Genomic DNA, 25,490 nt, shown 5'->3' with positions numbered 1-25,490 from the left:
CCGATGCAGCCTTTGGTGAATACACCGACCATGCGTTTCACTGCGGCCAGGAACCCGACGCGAGGGGGAGGCGTACGACATGAGTGATCACGACCACGACCACGACCACGACCACGGGCACGCGCACGGCGCCGGCGGGCACGCGGGCCACTCGCACGGTGTGTCGGCGGACGCCGACCGACGCTGGCTGGCCTGTGCGCTCACCTTGATCACGGCGTTCATGGCGGTCGAGGTCGCCGTCGGCGTCATCGCCGGCTCCCTGGCCCTGATCTCCGACGCGGCACACATGCTCACCGACGCCGCCTCGATCGTGCTCGCCCTCGTCGCGATGCGTCTGTCGGCCCGCCCCGCCCGCGGCGGCTTCACCTACGGACTCAAGCGCGCGGAGATCCTCTCCGCCCAGGCCAACGGCCTGACCCTGCTGCTGCTCGGAGCCTGGCTGGCGTACGAGGCGGTGCGGCGGCTCATCAGCCCGCCCGAGGTCGAGGGCGGACTGATGCTGGCGACGGCGCTCGCCGGCATCGCCGTGAACGTGGCCGCCACCTGGTGCATCTCCAGGGCGAACCGCAGCTCCCTGAACGTCGAGGGTGCCTACCAGCACATCCTCAACGACCTGTTCGCCTTCATCGGCACCGCCGTCGCCGCGCTGATCGTCGTCCTCACCGGGTTCGCCCGGGCCGACGCCATCGCCACGCTCGTCGTGGTCGCCCTGATGGTCAAGGCCGGTTACGGACTGGTTCGGGACTCCGGACGGATCTTCCTGGAGGCCGCCCCGGCCGGACTCGACCCGGACGCGATCGGCGACGAGCTCGCCGGGCAGCCCTCCGTCGTGGAGATCCACGACCTGCACGTGTGGACCATCACCTCCGGCGAACCCGCCCTGTCCGCCCACGTCCTGGTCGAACCCGGCGGAGACTGCCACGCCGTACGGCGCCACCTCCGGAACCTGCTGCGCGACCGGCACGGCATCGGCCACGCCACCCTCCAGGTCGACCACCTCGGAGAGGACACGGACGCCGCGGACCTGCTCCAGATCACCGCACCGTCGGCCGAACAGCAGGCGGAGCACTGCGACGACGCCCACGGCCCCGTCCACCGTCCCGGCCCGCACGAACACTGACGGGCAGCCGGGCCGTCGTGACCGCGGCACCACACGGTGAGCCGCCCAGGGCCTGTCGTCACATTCCCGTCGTCCGCCCGAAGGGCACGCCGCACGGCAGGCGGGAATGTGACGACAGGCCCCAGGGCCCCGGTCGTCTCAGGCCTGCGCCGCCGTGGGCAGTCCGCCCTCGAACGCCGCCAGGATCCGCTCCGCGGCCAGCGTCGCCGTCAACTCGCCGTCCCTGACCCTCCGTTCGAGATCGGGCGCGCTCTCACGCACCGCCGGGGCCGCGTGCAGACGGCCGAGGAGCTCGTCGCGGACCATGGCCCAGGTCCACTCGACCTGCTGGTCGCGCCGCTTGGCGGTGAGGCGGCCGGTGGAGTCCAGGAGCGTGCGGTGCTGCTCCAGACGTTCCCAGAGCGTGTCCAGGCCGGCCGACTCCCGCGCGCTGCAACTGAGCACCGGGGGAGTCCAGAAGGCGTCCTTGCCGTGCATCAGCCGCAGGGCGCCCGCCAGCTCGCGGGCCGCCGCACGGGCGTCCCGCTCGTGCGGGCCGTCCGCCTTGTTGACGGCGATGACGTCGGCCAGTTCCAGGACGCCCTTCTTGATGCCCTGGAGCTGGTCGCCGGTGCGGGCCAGGGTCAGCAGCAGGAAGGTGTCGACCATGCCCGCGACCGTCGTCTCGGACTGGCCCACTCCGACGGTCTCCACGAGGATCACGTCGTAGCCCGCCGCCTCCATCACCACCATCGACTCGCGGGTGGCCTTCGCGACCCCGCCCAGCGTGCCCGCGCTGGGGGAGGGGCGGATGAAGGCCGCCGGGTCCACGGACAGGCGCTCCATCCTGGTCTTGTCGCCCAGGATGGAGCCGCCCGTGCGGGTCGAGGACGGGTCGACGGCGAGCACCGCGACCCGATGGCCCAGCGAGGTCAGCATCGTGCCGAACGCGTCGATGAACGTCGACTTGCCGACCCCCGGCACCCCGCTGACGCCGATCCGCCGCGCCCGGCCGCTGTGCGGCAGGAGCCGCGTCAGCAACTCCTGGGCCAGCGCCCGGTGCTGGGGTCGGGTGGACTCGACGAGCGTGATGGCGCGGGCCACCAGGGCCCGCTTGCCGTCGAGCACACCCTTCACATACGTGTCGAGATCGATCGCGGCCATCGCGGCGCTACAGCTCGTGGCCGAGGTCGGCCGACAGCCGCTCGACCAGGTCGTACGCCGCGTCCGGGATCACCGTCCCCGGCGGGAACACGGCCGTGGCACCCATCTCCAGCAGCGTCGGCACGTCCTGCGGCGGGATCACCCCGCCGACCACGATCATGATGTCCTCGCGGCCCTCCTCGGCCAGCTGCTCGCGCAGCGCCGGGACGAGGGTGAGATGGCCCGCGGCCAGCGAGGACACCCCGACCACGTGGACGTCCGCCTCGACCGCCTGGCGGGCGACCTCCTCGGGCGTCTGGAACAGCGGGCCGACGTCGACGTCGAAGCCGAGGTCGGCGAAGGCGGTCGCGATCACCTTCTGGCCGCGGTCGTGACCGTCCTGGCCCATCTTGGCGACCAGGATGCGCGGCCGGCGCCCCTCGGCCTCCTCGAAGGCGTCCACCAGGGCACGGGTGCGGTCCACGTTCGGGGACTGGCCTGCTTCGTTGCGGTACACACCGGAGATCGTACGGATCTGGCTCGCGTGCCGGCCGTACACCTTCTCCAGGGCGTCGGAGATCTCGCCGACGGTGGCCTTGGCGCGGGCCGCGTTCACCGCCAGCTCCAGCAGGTTGCCCTCGCCGTCGGCCGCCCGGGTGAGCGCGTCGAGCGCGTCCCGGCAGGCCTGCTCGTCCCGTTCCGCCCGCAGCCGGCGCAGCTTCTCGATCTGCTGGGCGCGCACGGAGGAGTTGTCGACCTTGAGGACGTCGATCGCCTCGTCGTTCTCCACGCGGTACTTGTTCACGCCGATCACGGGCTGGCGGCCGGAGTCGATGCGGGCCTGGGTGCGGGCCGCGGCCTCCTCGATGCGCAGCTTGGGGATGCCGGCGTCGATCGCCTTGGCCATGCCGCCCGCCGCTTCCACCTCCTGGATGTGCTGCCAGGCCTTGCGGGCGAGGTCGTACGTCAGCTTCTCCACGTAGGCGCTGCCGCCCCACGGGTCGATGACCCGCGTGGTGCCGGACTCCTGCTGGATGAGCAGCTGGGTGTTGCGGGCGATGCGCGCCGAGAAGTCCGTCGGCAAAGCGAGGGCCTCGTCGAGGGCGTTGGTGTGCAGCGACTGGGTGTGGCCCTGGGTCGCCGCCATCGCCTCCACGGCCGTACGCGTGACGTTGTTGAACACGTCCTGCGCGGTCAGCGACCAGCCGGATGTCTGCGAATGGGTGCGCAGGGAGAGCGACTTGGTGTTCTGCGGGTCGAACTGCTTCACCAGCTTCGCCCACAGCAGCCGCGCCGCCCGCAGCTTCGCGACCTCCATGAAGAAGTTCATGCCGATCGCCCAGAAGAAGCTCAGGCGCGGCGCGAACGCGTCCACGTCCAGGCCCGCTTCACGCCCGGCACGGATGTACTCGACGCCGTCCGCGAGCGTGTACGCCAGCTCCAGGTCGGCCGTCGCGCCCGCCTCCTGGATGTGGTAGCCGGAGATGGAGATCGAGTTGTAGCGCGGCATCCGCTGCGAGGTGTACGCGAAGATGTCGGAGATGATCCGCATCGACGGCTTCGGCGGATAGATGTAGGTGTTGCGGACCATGAACTCCTTGAGGATGTCGTTCTGGATGGTCCCGGCCAGCTTCTCGGGCGGTACGCCCTGTTCCTCCGCCGCCACGATGTATAGCGCCAGCACCGGCAGCACGGCGCCGTTCATCGTCATCGACACGGTCATCCGGTCCAGCGGGATGCCGTCGAAGAGCTGGCGCATGTCGTAGATCGAGTCGATGGCCACGCCCGCCATGCCGACGTCGCCGGTCACGCGCGGGTGGTCGCTGTCGTAGCCCCGGTGCGTGGGCAGGTCGAAGGCGACCGACAGGCCCTTCTGGCCGGCCGCCAGGTTGCGCCGGTAGAACGCGTTGGACTCCTCGGCGGTGGAGAAGCCCGCGTACTGGCGGATCGTCCAGGGCTGGTTGACGTACATCGTCGGGTACGGGCCGCGCAGGTACGGCGCCATGCCCGGGTAGGTACCGAGGAAGTCCAGGCCCTCCAGGTCACGGCCGGTGTACAGCGCCTTGACCCCGATGCCCTCCGGGGTCTCCCACAGCGGCCGGTCGCCGCCGGCCGCCAGCCACTGCTCGGCGCTGCCGTCGGCGGCCGTTCCCTCGGCGGTCTCCAGCTCGATGCCGGAGAAGTCGGGGATTCCCATCAGGACACTCCCATGCGGTCGAGAGTCGTGGACAGGACGTCGACGGCGTCGCAGCCCGCGAAGACGTGCGCGTCGATGCCGGGGTAGTCGCCCCGGCCCGCCAGGAAGACCTGACGGGCACCGGCCGCGCGCAGCGACTCGGCCTGGCGCTCGGCCTGTTCGGCGTACTGGCCGTCGCTGGAGCAGAGCACGGCCTCGGTGGCGCCGCTGTCCTCGAAGCGGCCCTCGGTGACCGGCTCGATGCCGCCCGCCTGGAAGAGGTTGGCGGCGAAGGTGGCGCGCGCGGTGTACTCGGCGGCCGAGCCGATCGTCGCGAGGTAGATCCGGGGGCGGGCGCCGGTCGCTGCGAGGTGGGCGTCGGAGCGGGCGCGCAGCTCCTCGTACGCCTCGTCGCGGCGCACGCGCGGCAGCCCGCCGGACGGCGGTTCGGGCGCGGGCTCGCGCTCCACCGGCTTCTCGCCGAGCAGCGGGAACTCGCTGACGCCGGTGATGGGTTCGCGCCGCTTGGCGAGCCTCTTGGAGCGCTCCGCCCACGTCGCCGCGAGGTCCGTGCGCAGCCGGCCCGAGCGCAGCACGGCCGGCTGGCCGCCGTCACGCTCGATCGACCGGAAGAACTCCCAGGCTGCGTAGGCGAGTTCGTCGGTCAGCCGCTCGACGTACCAGGAGCCGCCGGCCGGGTCGATGACCCGGGCCAGGTGCGACTCCTCGATCAGGATCGTGGAGGTGTTGCGGGCGATGCGGCGGGCGAACGCGTCGGGCAGGCCGAGCGCGTGGTCGAACGGCAGCACGGTGACGGAGTCGGCGCCGCCCACTCCGGCGGCCAGCGTCGCGACCGTCGTGCGGAGCATGTTCACCCACGGGTCGCGGCGGCTCATCATCACCGGCGAGGTGACCGCGTGCTGCACCTGCGCGCCCGCGCCGGGTGCCCCGGACACCTCGGCGATGCGCGCCCACAGCCGGCGCGCGGCGCGCAGCTTGGCGACGGTCAGGAACTGGTCGGCGGTGGCCGCGTAGCGGAACTCCAGCTGGGCGGCGGCCTGTTCGACGGCGAGGCCCGCCTCGGTCAGCTCGCGCAGATAGGCCACACCGGTGGCGAGGGAGGCGCCCAGCTCCTGCGCGGCCGAACCGCCCGCCTCGTGGTACGGCAGCGCGTCCACGGTGAGCGCGCGCAGCCCCGGGTACTGCTCGGCGCAGCGGGCGGCCAGGGCGGCGTACGGCGCGACGTCGAGCGCGGTGCCGGTGCGGGCCTCGTAGCCGAGCGGGTCACCGCCCAGGTTGCCGCGTACGGCCTTGGCGTCGACGCCCCTGTCCGAGTAGAGCCGCAGCAGTGCCGCGGCCGCGGCCTCGGTGTCGCGGCCCGCGTCGAGGACGACCGGCGCGAGGTCGAGGTAGACCCCGTCGAGCGCGCGGGGCAGGTCGGCGACCGGGAAGCCGCCCTCGCCCAGCACCAGCCACAGCGAGGTGCCGCCGTTCTCCAGGTCGGCCAGCACGGCGCCCTCGGCGAGTGCCGCGTGCCGCTGCCGTACGTCCCAGCCGTCGGCGGTGTTGCCCTCGGGGCGGCCGCCGCGCAGGTACGGGGCGAAACCGGGCAGGCCGGGGTCGGGCGCGGCGTCGCGCGCGGTGTAGAGGGGCCGGGTGCGCAGCCCGTCCTCCAGCGTCGTGGACAGGGCGTCCTCTGCTGCCGCGCCAGAGACTTCCTTGCCCGACTTGCGCAGCACACCCTCGACCAGGCGTTGCCACTGCTCGTGCGTCGCGTCAGGGAACTCGGCGGCCAGGGAGAGCCCGTCGTCAGGCAGGACCGTCATGCTCGGATGCTAGGGCAGGATGCTAGAGGACGGGTGAAGAGCGCACTGTGAAGTTGCCCTCCTCACGCCTGTGACCTGCGCCTCCCGCCCGTCGGCCGATGACGTTCAGGAGCTGTGGAGGGGGAGTTCAGGCACCGTCGGGGGGTGCGACCTCGGGGACGAGCGCGCACATGGCCGCGCGCTGTTCGGTGCCCATGGAGTCGGCGAGGGCCTGCCGGACGGTCCCGGCGAGCAGCGCGGAGGTCTCGCGCAGCAGTTCGCGCGCCTTGTCGGTGAGCGCGACCTCCACGCCGCGCTTGTCGCCGCACACGGCACGGCGGTTGACCAGTCCGGCCCGCTGGAGGCAGGCGATCTGGTAGGTGAGCCGGGTCTTGGGGCGGCCGAGGAGGTCGGCGACCTGGGTCATCCGCAACCCGGTGCGCGGCCGTTCGGCCAGCAGGCACAGGATCAGGAACTCGTCGTGCGAGACGCCGAGGGTCTCCCTCACCGCCGTCCGCATCCGCTGCTCCACCCCGCCGGTCGCGGCCAGCAGCACCATCCACGCGCGCAGCTCGTCCGGGAGCAGCCGCTCCCCGCTCTCGGCGAGAGGGCAAGAGGGCTGGTCGGCGGGGGGCGTGGTGGTGGCGGACATACGTCCAGTCTACCCGTTGTGCAAATTTGGATAACGGGCTAGCGTAGGGCTCCTTCGATTATCCAAATTTGAATCACCCTTCGGGAGAGTACGACCATGACCGTCGCCGTGGAAACAGGTACCTGGCAGCTCGACCCCAGCGCGTCCACCGTGGCGCTGCGGCACAAGACCATGTGGGGCCTGGTCACCGTGAAGGGCGCGTTCACCGCGATCAGCGGCGGGGGCGAGGTGAGCCCGGACGGCTCGGCCACCGGCGCCGTGACCCTGGACGCCGCGTCCCTGGACACGAAACACGCCAAGCGGGACAAGCACCTGCGCTCGGCGGACTTCCTCGACACCGACCAGCACCCGGAGATCACCTTCGCCGTCCGGGGCGCCGAGCGGCTCGACGCGGACGGCGTACGGGTCACCGGGCAGCTGACCGTGCGGGGCATCAGCCGGCCGCAGGAGCTCACCGCGCGCCTGGCCTCGGTGGACGCCGGCGGGCTCACCCTGGAGACCGAGTTCACCGTGGACCGCGACCAGTTCGGCATGGGCTGGAACCAGATGGGGATGATGCGCGGCCTGACCACGGTGACGGCCGCGCTGCGCTTCACGCGCGCGGGTTCCTGAGCCGGACGGCCGGGCCGGGCGGTGGGGCCGGGGCCTGCGGGCGTCAGCCGGTCAGGCCCAGCTGCGCCCCCTGCACGTCCTCGGTGGAGAGCGTCTGCGGGGTGGCCGTGAAGGCGCGCAGCCGGAAGTGGGTGCTCTTGCTCGTGGGCAGCGGATAGCTGCCGTCGGGCGCCCGCAGGACCACGGTCGCCGTGCCGTGCGCGGGGATCGTGGCGGGGCCGTGCGCCAGCGACCAGTACTTGCCCATGCCCTGGCCCGTCGTGAGCATGTAGTGCGGGGTGAGCGGGTCGCCCCCGCTGTTGGTGACCTTCACGGTCAGCGTGGACAGCGCGCCCGCCGGGGCGTGCCGGGCCTTCGTGATGTCCATGCGCAGCGGCGGCCCGCCGGTCGCCGCCACGGTCACGCTCAGCAGCGCGGGCAGCACGAGCAGCACCACGGCTCCGGTCAGCGCGGGCCTGCGGCGCCGGGCCGTCAGCCACGCCGGCCGCGGCTGCCACGCGCGCGTGAACTCCGACAGGGGTGTGGTGATCGCCGCCGCGAGCCACAGCGGCGTCATCATCAGGTAGTAGCCGTCCTGCGAGCGGGTCGCCAGGTAGAAGACGCACCAGGGCAGCACGGTCGCCGCCGGGCCGAGGCGCCGGACGAACAGCACGAACAGCCCCAGCAGGGCCGCGGCGAGCAGCATGCTCGCGTGGCTGTACCAGTCGAGCCGGTCGCTGCCGTGGGTGAAGTACAGCGAGATGTCCACCAGGCCCTGGCCGTGCACCACCGCGCCCTGGGTCAGCGGCAGGACGATGCCCCGGATCCAGGGGCCGGGCTCGGTCACCACGAAGTAGGCGTTGATCACGAACCAGGTGAGCACCGCGATGCCCGTGACCCGCAGCACCACGCGCGCCGCCGCCCGCCCGTCCAGCTCGCCACGGCGCACGGCGTAGATCCCGGCCAGCAGGAACGGCGTGAGGAACCACGGGAGTTGCTGCGCCGCGCACGCGCCCCCGAGGCACGCGGCACGCGCGATCCCGGCCGCGCCCAGCCGCCCCCCGGCACCCAGCCGGGTCCAGCCCGCCACCACCGGCATCAGCAGGACCAGGGCGACGATCGCCGGGTAGCCCTGGCGGGCGTACATCGGCAGGAAGCTGAAGCCCAGGCAGATCATCGTGGCCGCCGAGCGCCACGGCGCCGGCAGCCGCCGCCACAGCACGACCGTGCCCACGATCAGTACGACCGTCACCGCCGCGGTGGCCGGCGCGCCGTTGTGGCCGAGCCCCAGGAACGGCAGCGTGAGCAGCGGCGTCAGCGGCGGGTAGCCGTACGTGAAGTCGTAGCCGCCGGTCGTCGTCGGCGTCAGGGCGACGCCCGGGAGGTGGAACAGCCACGGCCACGGGTGGTCGTAGACCTGGTGCCCGCCGAGGATCTCCCTCGCCGCCTGGGTGGTCAGGACCGCCTCGTCGCCGCCGGCGTGGTTGAGCGCCCACGTGCACAGGGTGAGGGCGATGGCGGTGACGAGCACCACCAGGTCCAGGCGGGCCAGCGAGCGCGCCCGGCGGACCGTGAGCGCGAGGATGCCGGTCACCAGGATCGCGGCGTAACAGAGGGAGATGACCGCGGCGAGGGTCAGCCGGTGCGTCGCCGCCTGGGTCCACACCGTGCGGGCGCCGATGAACAGGCTGACGTCGGCGAGCAGCGTCAGGACGCGATGCCACTGCGCGGGCGCCTCGGGGGCGGACTCCAGGTGGGGTCCCGGAACGGCGGACACCGCCGACTGCGTCCGCCGGCCGGGTGTCACCTGCGGTGTTTCTGCCAAGTGCACGGCACGGGAAGCTACTGACGGGAAATGACCACGACATGGCCGCCGGTGAAAAGTCCGGTGTGAGAGAGGCAAGAAGCGGGCGAACTCGTACATGTGCCCCGTGTCACGCCCGAGTCGCGGCATCGGATCGGTCGCACACCGTGTCGTTGTTGGGCCGAACGGGTGACTTGGCGTAAGAATTGGCCGGTGCAGGCATTGAGTGCGAGTCAGGTCGGGGGGAGCCGGTGAGCCGTTACGACGTCACCGATGAACAGTGGGAAGGGCTCGCCCAGGTCGTGCCGTTGCGGGGCCGGGACGCCTGGCCGTCCGCGGTGAACCACCGCGCGCTGCCGGACGCCGAGACCGAGACCCGGCGCCGGTTCGTGGTCCTGCGCGTCAACGTCTTCGCGGACGCGCGGGAGGTCGCCGAGACCCTGATGGCCGGGGTGCCGGTACTGCTCGACCTGTCCAGCGCCGAGACGGAGGTCGCCAAGCGCGTCCTCGACTTCAGTACGGGCGTGGTCTTCGGGCTCGGCAGCGGGATGCACCGCGTCGACCGGAACGTGTTCCTCCTCACCCCGCCCGGGACGGAGGTCAGCGGGCTGATGGAGGGGGCGGGGATGTCGGGGGGCTGAGCCCCTGCCCGTGGGGCCGCCGGCGCACCGACGGCCCCACGGGCGTCCCCCGTTCGTAGGAAGGTCCCGAGGGCAAACGGTTCGGCGGGGCGGCGGAGTTCTACCGTCCGGGGCATGGCCGTGCCTTCCGTGTCCACCGAGCCCGCGGCGGCCGCCGCGCCCGGCGGGACCGTACCCGCGCAGTCCCGCGTGCCCGGGGACGCCCCGGGAACAACCGAACTCCCCGAACCCCTCGGAGCCCTCCGAGCCCTCGAATCCGCCGCACCCGCCGGTGCGGCCGAAGCCGCCCGGTGCCCCGACGTACGCGCCCGGATCACCGAGCTGCGGCTGTCGGCCTTCGCCGGGCACCGGCGGACCGCGATTCCGCTCGGCCCGGTCACGGTGCTCGCGGGGCCCAGCGGCGCGGGCAAGACGACCGCGCTCATGGCGTACGAGGCGCTTGCCCGGCTCGCCGCAGGCGTCCCGCTCCCGGAGGCGTTCCCGGACCCGGCCGCCTGTGTGCCGCAGCGGGCGCGCCCCGACGCGGGCGGACGCCGCGGCTTCCGCATCGGGTGTACGGCCGACGGGGTCGAGGGACCCGTCCGGCTCGACGTCGCCGTCCAGGCCGAACCCGTTCTGCGGATCGCGGGGGAGCGGCTGACCGCGGGCGGCGTCGTGCTGCTGGAGACCGCGCTGCGCGACCCGTCCCGCCGCGCCGTCCAGGCCGCCTGGCACACCGCGGGCTCCGCCCCGGTCACCCGCGCCCCGCTCCCCGACGACCGGCTCGGCACCGCCCTGCTGCCGTTGCGCGTGGCCGGCAAGACGGACGGGCAGCGGCAGGTGCTCGCCGCGGCCGAGCAGATGGTCGTCGCCCTGCGCTCCGTCTTCCCGTGCGACCCCCACCCCGCGTCCATGCGCAGGCCCGTCCCCATGGGCTCCGGACGGCTGCTGCCCGGCTGCGACAACCTCGCCGACGTGTTGTGGCGCACCCGCGCCGAGTGCGCCCGCCGGCACGCTCTGCTGGTCCAGGCGCTGCGCGCGGGCTGCGCCGGGCCCGTGGCCGATCTGGTCGCCGAGCCGCTGGCGGACGGCACGGTACGGGCGCTGCTCGACCGCGGTGACGGCCTGCGCACCGAGCTGGCCCGGCTCGGGGACGGCGAACTCCGTTATCTGGCACTGGCGCTGGTGCTGCTGACCGGGCCCGGTGTGCTCGCCGTGGACACCCCCGGCGAGGTGCCGGACGCGCTGTGCAGCCTGACCGTTCTCGCCGACGGCCTCGACCGCGGCCTCGACCCCGCCCAGCGCCGCGCACTGCTGTGGCTGGCGGCCCGGATGGGCGAGCGCGGGCACATCCGGTGGCTGGGCGCGGTGAGCGACGGCTCCTGGGCCACCGGGGTCCGGGGCGTCACGGTGGTACACCTGGACCGTGACGGAACCTCTTGACCTGGCCCGACTCCAGCACCGGCTCGCCGAGTTCGCGGCCGCGCGGAACTGGCAGCCCTACCACACGCCCAAGAACCTCGCCGCCGCTCTGTCGGTGGAAGCCTCCGAACTGGTCGAGATCTTCCAGTGGTTGACCCCGGAGGAGTCCGCGCGGGTGATGGCCGACGCCGGCACCGCGCACCGCGTCGAGGACGAGGTCGCCGATGTCCTCGCCTACCTCCTCCAGTTCTGCGGCACCCTCGGCATCGACCCGCTGGCCGCGCTGGCCGCCAAGATCGACCGAAATGAGCGTCGTTTTCCGGTCGCGGGGGACAGGGGCGGGGACGAACCGGGTCAACTGCCGGACTCCTGAACTCCATTATTACGTTCCGTAGTGAAATCGCCTGTCGAATCCGAATTGTTGTCCACAAATTTCCCCCCACCTCTGGCTTTTCGACTCAGACGCCCTCACTCTGGGTAGTGGACTAGGTAGTGAGAAGAGAGTTCCGGCGGACGTGCGAGAAGGCATGTGGAGGGACGGGGGCGACCTATGGATGCGATACGGCTCATCCTCGCGAGCAGGCGAGCCCTGGCGAACGGCGCGAACGCAGGCGAAATCCTGGCGGAGGTCTGGCAGGCCCAGGCCCTGGCCCAGGCGATCGGCAGCCGGCTCGCGGTCTCCGGCCCGCCGGAGCTGCGCGGCGAGGCACTGGGCCTGACGGAGCTGGCGGGCCGGGGCTGCGGCGTCCTGGACCCGCCCGAACTGGACCCCGGCGATCTGCGCGCCGCCCAGCTCACCGAGTTGGAGGACGCCCGCGAGACGCTGCTCTGCCTCGGGGGTCTGCTCGGCGAGGTCGGCATCGCCCTGGTCGGCATGGCGAGCGCCGCCGCCGACGAGACGACGTACTGGCAGTGCATGGAGGCCATCGACGCGGCCGACGAGTCCCGCGACCGCGTCCGCGAGATGCTGCGCAAACTGGCAGCGCGCGAGGAGGTCTTACCGGAGCGCGAATTCGGCTGACCCACCCGGAGCCACCCTCGATGACGCCGCCGCTCATGTCGACCGGCGCCGCTCATGTCGACCGGGCGTCGTCCCCGTCGACCGGTGCCGCTCGATCGGCCTGTGTCCCTCGCGTCGGCTCGACGTCGTCATGGCGACCGCTGCCGCTCACGTCGGCTCGACGTCGCTCGGCCGACCGCTGCCGCTCACCTCGGCCCGATGCCACTCAACCGGTGCCGCTCGCCTCGGCCCGACGCCGCTCCCGCCAAGCGGAGCCGCTCCCCGAGCCGATGCCGCTCAGCTGCGGCGGCTCCCCGGAGCCGGTGTCGCTCAAGCGCCGCCGTTCGCCACAGCCCGTTCTCGCTCGTCCCCGCCGGAGGCGTCCCCGGTGACGGCGCCTCTCCCGTCAGTCGACGTCGCTTCGGTCGGTCGACGTCGCTGCGGTCAACCGGCGTCGGTGCGGTCGGCCGGTGTCGCACCGGTCAGCCGGCACTGCCCCGGTCGGTCGGTGTCGCCTTCGTCCGCGTGAGCCGGAGCCGTTCCCGCGGCGTGCAGATCGGCCAGTTCCGACAGATCCGCGTTCAGCGCCGCCATCAGCTCTTCCATCTGCTCCAGCAGCCCCTTCGGCTGCCCGGCGGAGCCCAGCTCTTCGGACATCACGGCCTCCTCGGCCCCCGGCCCGGCGGGGCCGGCGCGGGTGCCGGACGGTCCGGCACCGTCGTCCCAACGATCATCATCGGGGCCGGTCACTGGCCCGCACGGTGCCCCGGGCACCCCGCCCCCGATTTTCACCCGACCGGGGATCCGCGCACCCGGCGGTACCGGCGAGGTTGACGCGGGTCGTGGCGTGCAGGATAGGTGTATGGACCTTCGAATCTTCACCGAGCCCCAGCAGGGGGCCACCTACGACACCTTGCTCACCGTGGCGAAGGCCACCGAGGACCTCGGCTTCGACGCCTTCTTCCGTTCCGACCACTACCTCAGCATGGGCGGCACGGACGGCCTGCCCGGCCCCACGGACGCCTGGATCACCCTGGCCGGCCTCGCCCGCGAGACCAAGCGCATCCGCCTCGGCACGCTGATGACCGCCGGCACCTTCCGGCTGCCCGGTGTGCTCGCCATCCAGGTCGCCCAGGTCGACCAGATGTCCGGCGGCCGCGTGGAGCTGGGCCTCGGCGCCGGCTGGTTCGAGGAGGAGCACAAGGCGTACGGCATCCCCTTCCCGAAGGAGAAGTTCGCCCGCCTGGAGGAGCAGCTCGCGATCGTCACCGGGCTGTGGGCGACCGAGCCCGGCAAGACCTTCGACTTCCACGGCACCCACTACGACCTCACCGAGTCGCCCGCGCTGCCCAAGCCCGCGCAGGGCAAGATCCCCGTGCTCATCGGCGGCCACGGTGCGACCCGTACGCCGCGGCTGGCCGCGAAGTACGCCGACGAGTTCAACATCCCGTTCGCCTCGGTCGAGGACAGCGCGCGGCAGTTCGGCCGGGTGCGGGCCGCCGCCGAGGAGGCCGGCCGCGGCGCGGACGACCTGACGTACTCCAACGCGCTCGTGGTCTGTGTCGGCCGGGACGACCAGGAGGTCGCCCGGCGCGCCGCGGCGATCGGCCGTGAGGTGGACGAGCTGAAGGCCAACGGCCTGGCCGGCTCCCCGGCCGAGGTCGTCGACAAGATCGGCCGGTACGCCGCGATCGGCTCCCGCCGCATCTACCTCCAGGTGCTCGACCTCGACGACCTGGACCACCTGGAGCTGATCTCCGCCCAGGTGCAGTCGCAGCTGTCGTAGGACGGACGGCTCACGGCCACGTCCTTCCCCGCTCGGCCGGCCGGGCCGGGAAGGACGTCGCCGTTCGGCGCGGTCGAGGAGCCCGCGGCGCCGTCGTGACCCGCCCCGACCTGAAGTGCGGCCTCCACCACGGCCGTTGGGAGCGGTACCCGTGTGGGCGGTCACGCCCGTCACCCCCGGGGAGAGGTGCGCCCCGCCGTCCCGGTCGCCTGCCCGGGTCCGGGGGATGCCGAGGTGGTGCCGGTATGCGATGGAGTAGGGACCATGGGGTCCGGCATCTACGTCCATGCGTTCCGTGACGGCGACGTCGTGCCGATGGACGCCGCCGCCGTGCGTGAGGTGCTGGTGCCGTACGCCCCGTACGCCCCGTACGACGTTGCCGACGGCGAGCCGGTCGAGTGGGTGCGTGACGCCGACGGCGTGACGCCGACGTGTCTCTGCACCTCGGGGTGTCGTTCGACCGGCCGGGCCCCGGTGTTCTGGACATCGTCGCCGAGCCGGCCCGCCGCACCGGCGCGGCGATCGTGCCGCTCGGGGATCCGACGGTGATCGTGACCAGCGAGGACGACGTACGGCAGCTGCCGGAGGACCTGCGGGCACGGGCGGTCGTGGTGCCGCCCGCCGCGCTGACCGGGCAGGCGATCGAACAGGTCGTCGATCCGCGCCCGGAGCCCCGGCGCCGCCCGCCGCTGCCGCCGTTCCCGTACCACCCGGATCCGGTCGCCACCGGCTCGGTGAAGGCAGCCGACGAGCCGTGCGCGTGCTGCGGGCACGACCAGGGCTGGATCCACACCGGCCCGGTCCACGGCGAGGACGTGCCGGACGGACGGCTGTGTCCCCACTGCATCGCGTACGGCACGGCGGTCAGGCGCCTCGGCGTGTTCTTCAACGACGTGGACGCCGGGCGCATGCCGGGCGGGGCGGCGCGGCAGATCCGCGAGCGCACCCCCGGCTTCGCCACCTGGCAGGAGTGGGGTCGGCCGGGACATTGCCGCGACGGCGCGGTGTTCCTCGGCGCGGCCGGTGTGCGCGAACTGCGGCCTTGTCCCGACGCGTTGGACCGGCTGCGCCGGGAGTGCGCCGCGTGGGGCCGGGCGGACGGCACGGCCGAGGAGTTCCTCGCGGCGCTCGACAAGGACGGACAGCCGACCGGGTACCTCTTCCGCTGCCGCGTCTGCGGGACGCATCTCGCGCGGGCCGACTTCAGCTGAAACCCCGGGCGACGTCGGCCGGTCCGAGCCGGGAGCCGGCGATTGTGAACCAGTTGTGATCTCCGCGTGCCGGAATTGTGGGCTCCGTCACGGCGTCCATGATCGCGGCCTGATCGGATGACCCCGTGCGCAAAGTCCTGCCTCTCGCTCTCGCCGCCCTCTTCGCCCTGTCGGCCTGCCAGTTCACCGATCGCCTCAGCGGCGACGACGACTCCGCGGGTGAGGCCCGCCGCCTCAACGCCGTCTCGGCGTTCCCGCTGTACGCGTACGACATCGACCCCTCCGCGGCCGACAACAAGGCCGTCGACCGGGCGCAGTGGATCCTCGCCAAGCGGTGCATGGTCCGGCTCGGCTTCTCGGGCTTCGCGGTGCTGGACACCAAGTCGGTCGAGTCGACCTACCCGGTCCGGCAGGGCACGCTCGACCTCAGCAGTTCCGTCGGCGACGACCGGCCGTACGGCGTGGACGACCCCGACCTGGCGTCCGAGCACGGCTACCACAACCAGGACCTGGCCGCCGACACCCAGCACCTGGAGTGGCCGACCGACCAGTTCCTGGCCCTCACCGCCGAGTTCGGGAGCGGCGACAGCCACTTCGCGCACGGACACCGCATACCCGAGGGCGGCTGTCTGGGGCAGGCACGGCAGAAGATCACCGGCCCCACGCCCGCCACGAAGGTCGACGGTGTGCGGCTCACCGGCACCACCTCGATCGCCATGCGCCTGTGGATCCAGTCCGGCGAGCAGGCCCGGAAGGACCCGGCCTGGAAGAAGGCCGAGCGTGCCTGGTCGGCCTGCATGAAGAAGCGGGGTTTCCACTACACCGACCCGGACGCGGCAGCCATGGACATGGCCTGGTTCCGCACCGAAAAGCCCACCGGCAAGGAGCGGAAGACGGCCGCCGCCGACGCGACGTGCAAGCTCGACACCGGATACATCCAGTCCGTCCACGCCGTTCAGGCGCACGCCCAGAAGAGCGCCATCAGCCGGAACAAGCAGGAGCTGGAGGAGCAGCGCGCGGCGCAGCAGCGGGCCGTGCGCAACGCCCGCGCCATCGTCGCCGCGGAGTCGTGACGAGGGGAGACGAGGAGAGCGGCCGGGAAAACCGGTGGTCACCGGGGTCGGAGCCCGGAAGAATCGCTGAGGTGTTCCTGACGATCTCGACGCGCGGCGACGCCGCCCACCCGGCCACCGAGCTGGGGTACCTGCTGCACAAGCACCCCGGCAAGGCGCAGAAGTTCTCCACGTCCCACGGCACCGCCCACGTCTTCTACCCCGAGGCGGACGAGCAGCGCTGCACGGCCGCGCTGCTCCTGGAGATCGACACGGTCGCGCTGGTCCGGCGGGGCAAGGGCAAGGGCCGCGGCGGCGCCCCGGACGCGGCGCTCGCGCAGTACGTCAACGACCGCCCCTACGCGGCCTCCTCGCTGCTCGCGGTCGCGCTGAGCGGCGTCTTCTCCAGCGCCCTGCGCGGGGTGTGCGCCGCCCGCCCGGAACTCCCGGAGCGGGCACGGCCGTTGCGCGTCGAGGTGCCCGCGCTGCCCGCGCGCGGCGGCCCCGGCCTCGTCCACCGCCTCTTCGAGCCGCTCGGCTGGACGGTCACCGCCGAACCGGTCGCGCTCGACACCGAGTTCCCCGCGTGGGGCGACTCCCGCTACGTCCGGCTCGTCCTGGAGTCCGACACCCTGACCCTCGCCGAGGCCCTGCGCCACCTGTACGTGCTGCTGCCCGTCCTCGACGACGCCAAGCACTACTGGGTCTCCTCCGACGAGGTCGACAAGTTGCTGCGCGCGGGCGAGGGCTGGCTGCCCGGGCACCCCGAGCAGAAGCTCATCACCAGCCGGTACCTCTCCCGTCGCTGGTCGCTGACCCGGCAGGCGACGGAGCGGCTGGAGCTGGTCCGGCTCGCCGAGGCCGACGACAGCGAGGTCGAGGAGATCGACAACGCGGTCGCCGAGGAGACGGAGACCGAGGAGAGGCCGACCCCGTTGGCCGTGCTGCGCCGGGAGGCGATCCTCGCCGCACTCCGGGCGTCCGGCGCCGCCCGGGTGCTCGATCTCGGCTGCGGGCAGGGGCAGTTGGTGCAGGAACTGCTGAAGGACACGCGGTTCACGGAGATCGTGGGGCTGGACGTGTCCGCGCGGGCGCTCACCATCGCCGCGCGGCGGCTGAAGCTGGACCGCATGGGAGAGCGCCAGGCGTCCCGGGTCCGGCTCCTCCAGGGCTCGCTCGCCTACACCGACAAGCGTCTGAAGGGCTACGACGCCGCCGTGCTCAGCGAGGTGATCGAGCACCTCGACCTGCCCCGGCTGCCCGCCCTGGAGTACGCGGTGTTCGGCGCCGCCCGCCCGCGCACGGTCGTCGTGACGACCCCGAACGTCGAGTACAACGTCTGCTGGGAGACCCTGCCCGCGGGTCACGTCCGGCACGGCGACCACCGCTTCGAGTGGACCCGCGAGGAGTTCCGCTACTGGGCCGCCCGGCTCGCCGGACTCCACGGCTACGACGTCGAGTTCGCCCCCATAGGCCCCGACGACCCCGAGGTCGGCCCGCCCACCCAGATGGCCCTGTTCCACCGCGACGGCACCGAGAAGGAGGCGAAGGCGGCATGACCGAGACGCAGAACACGGGACGGGTCCTGCCCGTCACCGACCTCTCCCTCGTCGTCCTCGTCGGTGCCTCCGGCTCCGGCAAGTCCACCTTCGCCCGGCGGCACTTCAGGCCCACCGAGGTGATCTCCTCCGACTTCTGCCGCGGCCTCGTCAGCGACGACGAGAACGACCAGAGCGCGACCCGGGACGCCTTCGACGTCCTGCACTACATCGCCGGCAAACGCCTCGCCGCCGGCCGCCGCACGGTGGTGGACGCCACCAGCGTGCAGCAGGACAGCAGGCGCCAGCTGATCGAACTGGCGAAGAAGTACGACGTGCTGCCCATCGCCGTCGTCCTCGACGTGCCCGAGGAGGTGTGCGCCGAGCGCAACGCGGCCCGCACCGACCGCGCCGACATGCCCCGCCGGGTCATCCAGCGCCACGTCCGCGAACTGCGCCGCTCCCTGCGGCACCTGGAGCGCGAGGGCTTCCGCAAGGTGCACGTGCTGCGCGGGGTCGAGGAGATCGACGGCGCCACCGTCGTCACCGAGAAGCGCTTCAACGACCTGACCCACCTCACCGGCCCCTTCGACGTCATCGGCGACATCCACGGCTGCTCGGCCGAACTGGAGTCACTGCTGGCAAAGTTGGGCTACGCCGACGGCGTGCACCCCGCGGGCCGTACCGCCGTCTTCGTCGGCGACCTGGTCGACCGCGGCCCGGACTCGCCGGGCGTGCTGCGCCGGGTGATGTCGATGGTCGGGTCCGGCAACGCGCTGTGCGTGCCCGGCAACCACGAGAACAAGTACGGCCGTTACCTCAAGGGCCGCAAGGTCCAGCACACCCACGGGCTCGCGGAGACCATCGCCCAGATGGAGGGCGAGAGCGAGGAGTTCCGGGCCGAGGTGCGCCGCTTCCTGGACGGCCTCGTCAGCCACTACGTCCTCGACGGCGGCAGGCTGGTCGTCTGCCACGCCGGCCTGCCCGAGAAGTACCACGGCCGCACCTCCGGCCGGGTCCGCTCGCACGCCCTGTACGGCGACACCACCGGCGAGACCGACGAGTTCGGGCTGCCGGTGCGCTACCCGTGGGCGGAGGACTACCGGGGCCGCGCGGCCGTCGTCTACGGGCACACCCCCGTCCCGGAGGCGTCCTGGCTCAACAACACCATCTGCCTGGACACCGGCGCCGTCTTCGGCGGCAAGCTGACCGCGCTGCGCTGGCCGGAGCGCGAGCTGGTCGACGTACCGGCCGAGCGGGTCTGGTACGAGCCGGCCCGCCCCCTGCGCGCCGAGGCGCCCGGCGGGCAGGACGGCCGGCCGCTGGACCTGGCCGACGTGCACGGCCGCAGGGCCGTCGAGACCCGGCACGCGGGCATGGTCGCGGTGCGTGAGGAGAACGCGGCGGCGGCCCTGGAGGTCATGAGCCGCTTCGCGATCGACCCGCGCCTGCTGCCGTACCTCCCGCCGACCATGGCGCCGACCGCGACGTCACAGGTGGACGGCTACCTGGAGCACCCCGAGGAGGCCTTCGCGCAGTACGCGCGCGACGGCGTCGGGCGGGTCGTGTGCGAGGAGAAGCACATGGGCTCGCGGGCCGTGGCCCTGGTGTGCCGCGACCCGGAGGCGGCCGCGAAGCGCTTCGGCGTGCAGGGCCCGACCGGGTCCCTCTACACCCGCACCGGGCGCCCCTTCTTCGACGACGAGACGGTGACCGAGGAGATCCTCGCCCGGCTGCGCTCGGCGGTGACGGACGCCGGGCTGTGGGACGAACTGGCCACCGACTGGCTGCTGTTGGACGCCGAGCTGATGCCGTGGTCGCTGAAGGCCTCGGGTCTGCTGCGCGGCCAGTACGCGGCCGTGGGCGCCGCGTCGGGCGCGGTCTTCCCGGGTGCGCTCGGCGCGCTGGAGGCCGCCGCCGCGCGGGGCGTGGACGTCGGCGGGCTGCTGGAGCACCAGCGCGAACGGGCGGCCGACGCGGCCGCGTTCACCGCCGCCTACCGCCGCTACTGCTGGACCACGGACGGCCTGGACGGCGTCCGCCTGGCCCCGTTCCAGCTGCTCGCCGTCCAGGCCCGCAGCCTCGCCGCACTGCCGCACGACGAGCAACTGGCCCTGCTCGACCGGCTGGTGGAGCACGACGGCACCGGGCTGCTGCGGACGACCAGGAGGCTGTACGTCGACACCGGCGATCCGGCGTCGGTGCGCGCCGGTGTCGACTGGTGGCTGGAGATGACCGGCCGCGGCGGCGAGGGCATGGTGGTCAAGCCGGTCGGCGCGGTGGTCCGGAACGCGGAGGGGCGGCTGGTGCAGCCCGGCATCAAATGCCGGGGGCGGGAGTACCTGCGGATCATCTACGGGCCCGAGTACACCCGGCCGGACAACCTGGCCCGGCTGCGGCAGCGGTTCCTGAACCACAAGCGGTCCCTGGCGCTGCGCGAGTACGCCCTCGGCCTGGAGGCCCTGGACCGGCTCGCGGAGGGTGAGCCGCTGTGGCGGGTGCACGAGGCCGTGTTCGGGGTGCTGGCCCTGGAGTCGGAGCCCGTCGACCCCCGTCTGTAGGGCCTGAGGGCGTACGACCTGGTCAGCCGACCAGCCGCAGCCGCCGCTCGCACACACCGAAGCGGACCGTCCGGCCCGGGGCCGGACGGTCCGCTTCGGTGCCGGTCCCCACCAGCACCCAGGCCCAGGCGGCACGGGTGTGGTCGGTGACGGCCTCCCCGCCGGGGTTGCGGCCGGGGGTCGGCGGCGATCCGCTCGCGCACCGCCGTGCCCCCGTCGGCCGGGGCCGCCGACAGCGCCGCGCTCAGCGGCCGGAACCAGAAGCTGACGCCGGCCGTCGTCGGGTTGCGCTTATCGTCAGCAGGACGAGAACAGGAAGTGGCAGAAACGGGCGACAGGGGCGTGAAGACGGTCGCGTGCGGCCAGGATGGAGGCATGACCTACCGTGTCGACTCCGAGGCCGGTCGGCTGCGCCGCGTCATCCTGCACCGGCCCGACCTGGAGCTCAAAAGGCTCACCCCCAGCAACAAGGACGCCCTCCTCTTCGACGACGTGCTGTGGGTGCGCCGGGCGCGCGCCGAGCACGACGGATTCGCCGACGTCCTGCGCGACCGCGGTGTCGCCGTCCACCTCTTCGGCGACCTGCTCACCGAGACCCTCGAACTCCCCGCGGCCCGCGATCTCGTCCTCGACCGGGTCTTCCACGAGAAGGAGTACGGCCCGCTCGCCGCCGACCATCTGCGCGCCGCCTTCGCGGCCCTGCCCGCGCGGGAACTGGCCGAGGCGCTCGTGGGCGGCATGACCAAGCGGGAGTTCCTGCAGGCGCACGCGGAGCCGACGTCCGTCCGCTTCCATGTGATGGACCTCGACGACTTCCTCCTCGGCCCCCTGCCCAACCACCTGTTCACCCGCGACACCTCCGCCTGGATCTACGACGGGGTCGCCATCAACGCCATGCGGCTGCCCGCCCGGCAGCGCGAGACCGTCCACTTCGAGGCGATCTACCGGCACCATCCGCTCTTCCGCGAGGAGGCGTTCCGGGTCTGGTCGCAGGGGCAGGCCGACCACCCGTCCACCATCGAGGGCGGTGACGTGCTGGTGATCGGCAACGGCGCCGTGCTGATCGGCATGAGCGAGCGCACCACCCCACAGGCCGTGGAGATGCTGGCCTACCAGCTGTTCGCGGCCGGCTCCGCGCGCACGATCGTCGCGCTCGACATGCCCAAGCGGCGCGCCTTCATGCACCTCGACACCGTGATGACCATGGTCGACGGCGACATCTTCACCCAGTACGCGGGCCTCGGCATGCTACGGTCGTACACCATCGAACCGGGCGTCGGCGACCGGGAGTTGAAGGTCACCGACCATCCACCGGAGCACATGCACCGCGCCATCGCCGCCGCCCTCGGCCTCGGTGAGATCCGGGTGCTGACCGCCACCCAGGACGTGCACGCCGCCGAGCGCGAGCAGTGGGACGACGGCTGCAACGTGCTCGCGGTCGAGCCCGGCGTCGTCGTCGCCTACGAGCGCAACGCGACCACCAACACCCACCTGCGCAAGCAGGGCATCGAGGTGATCGAGATCCCGGGCAGCGAGCTGGGCCGGGGCCGGGGCGGCCCGCGCTGCATGAGCTGCCCGGTGCAGCGCGACCCCGTCTGACCGCTGGGCCCGACGGGACTGACGGGCGTGCCGGTGACGGTGTCCCCGGCCGGTGTGATGAAGCGGACTCCAAGGAGGCCGCATAGAAATTCATGACTTCGTATAGAATTCCAAAGTCCTGTCCCTCACGTACCTCCGGAGCGCCCCCATGGCGACAGTCCCGACCGCCCTTGCCGGCCGCCACTTCCTCAAGGAGCTGGACTTCACCGAGCAGGAGTTCCGCGGCCTGGTCGAGCTGGCGGCCGAGCTGAAGGCCGCCAAGCGGGCCGGGGCCGAGCCGCAGTACCTGAGGGGCCGGAACATCGCGCTGGTCTTCGAGAAGACCTCGACGCGCACCCGCTGCGCGTTCGAGGTCGCCGCCGCCGACCAGGGCGCCCACACGACCTACCTCGACCCGGCCGGCTCCCAGATCGGGCACAAGGAGTCCGTGAAGGACACCGCGCGCGTGCTCGGCCGCATGTTCGACGCGATCGAGTACCGGGGCCACGGCCAGGGTGTCGTCGAGGAGCTGGCCGCCCACGCCGGCGTCCCCGTCTACAACGGCCTCACCGACGAGTGGCACCCCACCCAGATGCTCGCCGACGTGCTCACCATGACCGAGCACACCGACAAGCCGCTGGACCAGGTCACCTTCGCCTACCTCGGCGACGCCCGCTACAACATGGGCAACTCCTACCTCGTCACCGGCGCCCTGCTCGGCATGGACGTGCGGATCGTCGCGCCCAGGGTGCTGTGGCCGGACGAGACGATCGTCGCGGTCGCCCGGCAGCTCGCCACCGCCTCCGGCGCCCGGGTCACGCTCACCGAGGACGTGCCGGAGGGCGTGCGCGGCGCCGACTTCATCGCGACCGACGTCTGGGTGTCCATGGGCGAGCCCAAGGAGGTCTGGGACGAGCGCATCGCGCTGCTCGGCCCGTACGCCGTGACCATGGACGTCCTCGCCGCCACCGGGAACCCGGACGTGAAGTTCCTGCACTGTCTGCCGGCCTTCCACGACCTCGGCACCAAGGTCGGCCTGGAGATCCACGAGCGGCACGGACTGACCGAGCTGGAGGTCACCGACGAGGTCTTCGAGTCCGAGCACTCCGTCGTCTTCGACGAGGCGGAGAACCGGATGCACACGATCAAGGCGGTCCTCGTGGCCACCCTCGCCTGAGCCGCGGCGCACCGCCTGCCCGATCCGCGTCACACAGCCTTGCCTGACCGGCCTCACCAGGCCGTATCCTGACCGGCGGCCCGAAAACACCCCCTTTCGGTGCCGTCGGCGCGGTCCTCCGGCGACCGCGCGTGCCGCCACGACGACCCCACGACGGTCGTCCGCACCACCGAGAAACGAGCACCACCCGCATGCCCGCTCCCCGCATCAAGTCCCCGCAAGCGCTGGTCGCCGAATCCGGCGCCGACCGCGAGGGACACGGCCTGAAGCGCACGATGGGCCTCTTCCAGCTCATCTGCTTCGGCGTCGGCGCCATCGTCGGCACCGGCATCTTCGTCGGCCTCTCCGACTCCGTCGCCCAGGCCGGTCCGGCCGTCGTCGTCTCCTATGTGCTCGCCGCGATCACCTGCGTCTTCACCGCCTTCTCCTTCGCGGAGCTGGGCGGCGCGATCCCGGTCTCCGGCTCCTCGTACTCCTTCGCCTACGCCGGCCTCGGCGAGTCCACCGCCTTCCTGGTCGGCTGGTGCCTGCTGCTGGAGTACGGCGTCTCGATCTCGGCCGTGGCCGTCGGCTGGAGCCAGTACGTCAACGAACTGCTGCACAGCCTCACCGGCGTCCAGCTCCCCGCCGCGCTGTCGGCCGGCCCCGGCGACGGCGGAATCGTCAACCTGCCCGCCGTGATCGTCATCGCCATGGCCTCGGTGCTGCTGGTGCGCGGCGTGCGCGAGAGCGCCCGGGCGACGGCCGCCATGGCCGCCGTCAAGCTCGTCATCCTGCTGGCCTTCTGCGCCATCGGCTACAGCGCCTTCAAGCACGGCAACCTCACCCCGTTCTCGCCGGCCGGCCTCGGCGGCATCGGCGCGGGCACCACCGCCGCGTTCTTCTCGTACATCGGCTTCGATGCGATCACCACCGCCGGCGAGGAGGCCAAGAACCCGCGTCGGGACATCCCCGTGGCGATCATGGTCTGCATGGGCATCGTGACCGTGCTGTACTGCGCGGTCGCGCTCGCCGCGATCGGCGCCATCGGCGGCAAGCAGGTCGCCGGCCGCCCCGCGGCCCTGTCCTACGTCGTCAACGAGGTCACGGGCTCGACCGTCGGCGGCGGTGTGATCGCCTTCGGCGCGGTCGTCGCCATCGCCTCCGTCGTCCTCGCGGTGATGTACGGCCAGACCCGCATCCTGATGTCGATGTCCCGGGACGGCCTGATCCCGCGCGTCTTCGAGAAGGTGAACCCGAAGACCGCCACCCCGGTCGCCGGCACCCTGATCGTCGCCGTGGTCTTCGCGCTCCCGGCGGCCTTCGCCTCGCTGGACGCGGTGATGAATCTGTGCACCATCGGCACACTCGCGATCATGGCCGTCGTCAACATCGCGGTGCTGGCCCTGCGCCGCCGCGAACCGGGACTCACCCGCAGCTTCCGCGTCCCGCTCTACCCGGTGGGCCCGCTGCTCGGCGTCGGCTTCTGCCTGTACCTCATGTACGAGACCGGCTGGCGGACCTGGCTCCAGTTCGCCGTGTTCCTCGCGGCCGGCCTCGCGATCTACGCCGCCTACGGCCGCCGGCGCTCCACCCTGGCCACCGCGGCCCCCGAGGTCACAGCGAGCGCCGCCGCTGAGCGGGAACCACAGGCAGTGTGAACCACACCGCCTTGCCCGACGAGGTGGGGCGGTGCCCGCAGGACGAGCTGAGGGCACGGATGAGCAGCAGCCCGCGCCCGTCCTCCTGCCAGGGGTCCGGCACCTCGATCACCGGCCGGGTCAGATGGCCGGGGGGCGCCGGGTCCGCGTCGTGCACCTCGACCTGGCAGCCGGTCGGCAGCAGCCGCACCACCAGCTCTATCGGGCCGCGCCCGGCGGTGTGCTCCACCGCGTTGGCCACCAGCTCGGCGGTGAGCAGCTCCGCTGTGTCGCTGTCGGCCGTGTGCTCCACCTCGGCGAGTGCCGTGCGCACCAGGGCCCGCGCCACGGGCACCGCCGCGGCGGTGTGCGGCAGCGCGATGCGCCAGGAGGCCGATTCGGTGGGGCGTTCGTGCAAGGCGAGTCCGTTCATGGAGCAGGCTGTCCTGCTTTCGACTGTAGGAATGGTACGGGCCCCGGCCACGGGGACGGCCTGCGGGCTTCGCCCGGGACCCCGGCCCTGTCGGCCCGGACCCCGGTACCAGGCGGCTTACCCAGGCGAACGCCCCGCGTCCCCCACCCGTCCCCGCTGTTACGGCCCTGTCGCCGATCGGTGACACAGGCCTGTCGCGTCCTCGTGACGACAGTCAGAAACA

General features: G+C 72.5%; 21 protein-coding genes. 14 read left to right on the top strand and 7 right to left on the bottom strand.

Translation table 11 applies throughout. The features are described from left to right. Window positions 1–79: 79 nt before the first annotated feature. Entirely contained in the window at window positions 80–1,120 is a 1,041-nt protein-coding gene (locus tag ACZ4MF_RS14060; RefSeq protein WP_467492255.1) for a cation diffusion facilitator family transporter, read from the top strand. Window positions 1,121–1,258: 138 nt separating this feature from the next. On the opposite strand, the gene meaB is transcribed toward ACZ4MF_RS14060, so the two are convergent. The 4 genes from meaB to ACZ4MF_RS14040 all read right to left on the bottom strand — a co-directional run bounded on the left by meaB (window position 1,259) and on the right by ACZ4MF_RS14040 (window position 6,875). Next, the gene (gene meaB / locus ACZ4MF_RS14055) at window positions 1,259–2,263 is read right to left on the bottom strand and encodes a methylmalonyl Co-A mutase-associated GTPase MeaB (protein ID WP_467492254.1); all 1,005 of its coding nucleotides are present in this window, start codon (window positions 2,261–2,263) and stop codon (window positions 1,259–1,261) included. Between the two features lie 7 nt (window positions 2,264–2,270). Continuing rightward, entirely contained in the window at window positions 2,271–4,439 is a 2,169-nt protein-coding gene (scpA, locus tag ACZ4MF_RS14050; RefSeq protein ID WP_467492253.1) for a methylmalonyl-CoA mutase, read from the bottom strand. Beyond that, a complete protein-coding gene (locus tag ACZ4MF_RS14045; protein ID WP_467492252.1) occupies window positions 4,439–6,244 on the bottom strand; it encodes a methylmalonyl-CoA mutase family protein in 1,806 nt (601 codons plus the stop codon). The genes scpA and ACZ4MF_RS14045 overlap by 1 nt, the downstream gene beginning before the upstream one ends. A gap of 127 nt (window positions 6,245–6,371) precedes the next feature. Then, window positions 6,372–6,875, bottom strand: a complete 504-nt coding sequence (locus ACZ4MF_RS14040; protein ID WP_467492251.1) for a MarR family winged helix-turn-helix transcriptional regulator — start codon at window positions 6,873–6,875, stop codon at window positions 6,372–6,374. 96 nt (window positions 6,876–6,971) lie between these two features. On the opposite strand from ACZ4MF_RS14040, the gene ACZ4MF_RS14035 reads away from it, so the two are divergent. Beyond that, complete coding sequence (locus ACZ4MF_RS14035) at window positions 6,972–7,487, top strand: YceI family protein (protein WP_467492250.1); 516 nt, start codon at window positions 6,972–6,974, stop codon at window positions 7,485–7,487. 43 nt (window positions 7,488–7,530) lie between these two features. On the opposite strand, the gene ACZ4MF_RS14030 is transcribed toward ACZ4MF_RS14035, so the two are convergent. Then, window positions 7,531–9,243, bottom strand: a complete 1,713-nt coding sequence (locus tag ACZ4MF_RS14030; protein WP_467492249.1) for a hypothetical protein — start codon at window positions 9,241–9,243, stop codon at window positions 7,531–7,533. Window positions 9,244–9,521: 278 nt separating this feature from the next. Here ACZ4MF_RS14030 and ACZ4MF_RS14025 point away from each other — a divergent pair, with 278 nt between their 5' ends. From ACZ4MF_RS14025 to ACZ4MF_RS14010, 4 genes are all read left to right on the top strand, one after another. Beyond that, entirely contained in the window at window positions 9,522–9,911 is a 390-nt protein-coding gene (locus tag ACZ4MF_RS14025) for a cell division protein SepF (RefSeq protein ID WP_356021570.1), read from the top strand. 114 nt (window positions 9,912–10,025) lie between these two features. Beyond that, a complete protein-coding gene (locus ACZ4MF_RS14020; RefSeq protein WP_467492248.1) occupies window positions 10,026–11,333 on the top strand; it encodes an AAA family ATPase in 1,308 nt (435 codons plus the stop codon). Beyond that, window positions 11,317–11,685: a nucleotide pyrophosphohydrolase gene (locus tag ACZ4MF_RS14015; protein ID WP_467492247.1), complete on the top strand. Its 369-nt coding sequence runs from the start codon at window positions 11,317–11,319 to the stop codon at window positions 11,683–11,685. The genes ACZ4MF_RS14020 and ACZ4MF_RS14015 overlap by 17 nt, the downstream gene beginning before the upstream one ends. 177 nt (window positions 11,686–11,862) lie before the next feature. Then, the gene (locus tag ACZ4MF_RS14010; RefSeq protein ID WP_356021576.1) at window positions 11,863–12,333 is read left to right on the top strand and encodes a DUF6099 family protein; all 471 of its coding nucleotides are present in this window, start codon (window positions 11,863–11,865) and stop codon (window positions 12,331–12,333) included. 423 nt (window positions 12,334–12,756) lie between these two features. Here the strand turns inward: ACZ4MF_RS14010 and ACZ4MF_RS14005 are convergent, their stop codons facing one another. After that, a complete protein-coding gene (locus tag ACZ4MF_RS14005) occupies window positions 12,757–12,969 on the bottom strand; it encodes a hypothetical protein (protein ID WP_467492307.1) in 213 nt (70 codons plus the stop codon). Window positions 12,970–13,174: 205 nt separating this feature from the next. Between ACZ4MF_RS14005 and ACZ4MF_RS14000 the strand changes: the two genes are divergently transcribed. The 8 genes from ACZ4MF_RS14000 (at window position 13,175) to ACZ4MF_RS13965 (ending at window position 24,855) form a co-directional block, all read left to right on the top strand. Beyond that, window positions 13,175–14,098 carry an LLM class F420-dependent oxidoreductase gene (locus tag ACZ4MF_RS14000; protein ID WP_467492246.1) on the top strand — a complete coding sequence of 308 codons (924 nt, stop codon included), beginning with the start codon at window positions 13,175–13,177 and terminating at the stop codon, window positions 14,096–14,098. Window positions 14,099–14,529: 431 nt separating this feature from the next. Continuing rightward, window positions 14,530–15,309 (top strand): CbrC family protein, encoded by a 780-nt coding sequence (locus ACZ4MF_RS13995; RefSeq protein WP_467492245.1) that lies wholly within the window; start codon window positions 14,530–14,532, stop codon window positions 15,307–15,309. Window positions 15,310–15,434: 125 nt separating this feature from the next. Continuing rightward, on the top strand, window positions 15,435–16,382 hold the full coding sequence (locus tag ACZ4MF_RS13990) for a hypothetical protein (protein ID WP_467492244.1): 948 nt from the start codon (window positions 15,435–15,437) through the stop codon (window positions 16,380–16,382). A 71-nt stretch (window positions 16,383–16,453) separates the two neighbouring features. Next, complete coding sequence (locus tag ACZ4MF_RS13985; protein ID WP_467492243.1) at window positions 16,454–17,920, top strand: 3' terminal RNA ribose 2'-O-methyltransferase Hen1; 1,467 nt, start codon at window positions 16,454–16,456, stop codon at window positions 17,918–17,920. Beyond that, window positions 17,917–20,460, top strand: coding sequence for a polynucleotide kinase-phosphatase (locus ACZ4MF_RS13980; RefSeq protein WP_467492242.1), 2,544 nt, complete (start codon window positions 17,917–17,919; stop codon window positions 20,458–20,460). Before ACZ4MF_RS13985 ends, ACZ4MF_RS13980 begins: the two co-directional genes overlap by 4 nt. 375 nt (window positions 20,461–20,835) lie before the next feature. Beyond that, window positions 20,836–22,059 (top strand): arginine deiminase, encoded by a 1,224-nt coding sequence (locus ACZ4MF_RS13975; protein WP_467492241.1) that lies wholly within the window; start codon window positions 20,836–20,838, stop codon window positions 22,057–22,059. A 148-nt stretch (window positions 22,060–22,207) separates the two neighbouring features. After that, the gene (gene argF / locus ACZ4MF_RS13970; RefSeq protein WP_467492240.1) at window positions 22,208–23,215 is read left to right on the top strand and encodes an ornithine carbamoyltransferase; all 1,008 of its coding nucleotides are present in this window, start codon (window positions 22,208–22,210) and stop codon (window positions 23,213–23,215) included. Window positions 23,216–23,406: 191 nt separating this feature from the next. Next, window positions 23,407–24,855 carry an amino acid permease gene (locus ACZ4MF_RS13965; RefSeq protein ID WP_467492239.1) on the top strand — a complete coding sequence of 483 codons (1,449 nt, stop codon included), beginning with the start codon at window positions 23,407–23,409 and terminating at the stop codon, window positions 24,853–24,855. Here ACZ4MF_RS13965 and ACZ4MF_RS13960 read toward each other — a convergent pair. After that, a complete protein-coding gene (locus ACZ4MF_RS13960; protein ID WP_467492238.1) occupies window positions 24,812–25,267 on the bottom strand; it encodes an ATP-binding protein in 456 nt (151 codons plus the stop codon). The genes ACZ4MF_RS13965 and ACZ4MF_RS13960 overlap by 44 nt on opposite strands. Window positions 25,268–25,490 lie beyond the last annotated feature (223 nt).

It is taken from the genome of Streptomyces sp. NPDC025793 (assembly GCF_055558375.1).
The sequence above is the reverse complement of the archived record's forward strand: the minus strand, read 5'-3'. Positions and strand labels throughout refer to the sequence as shown.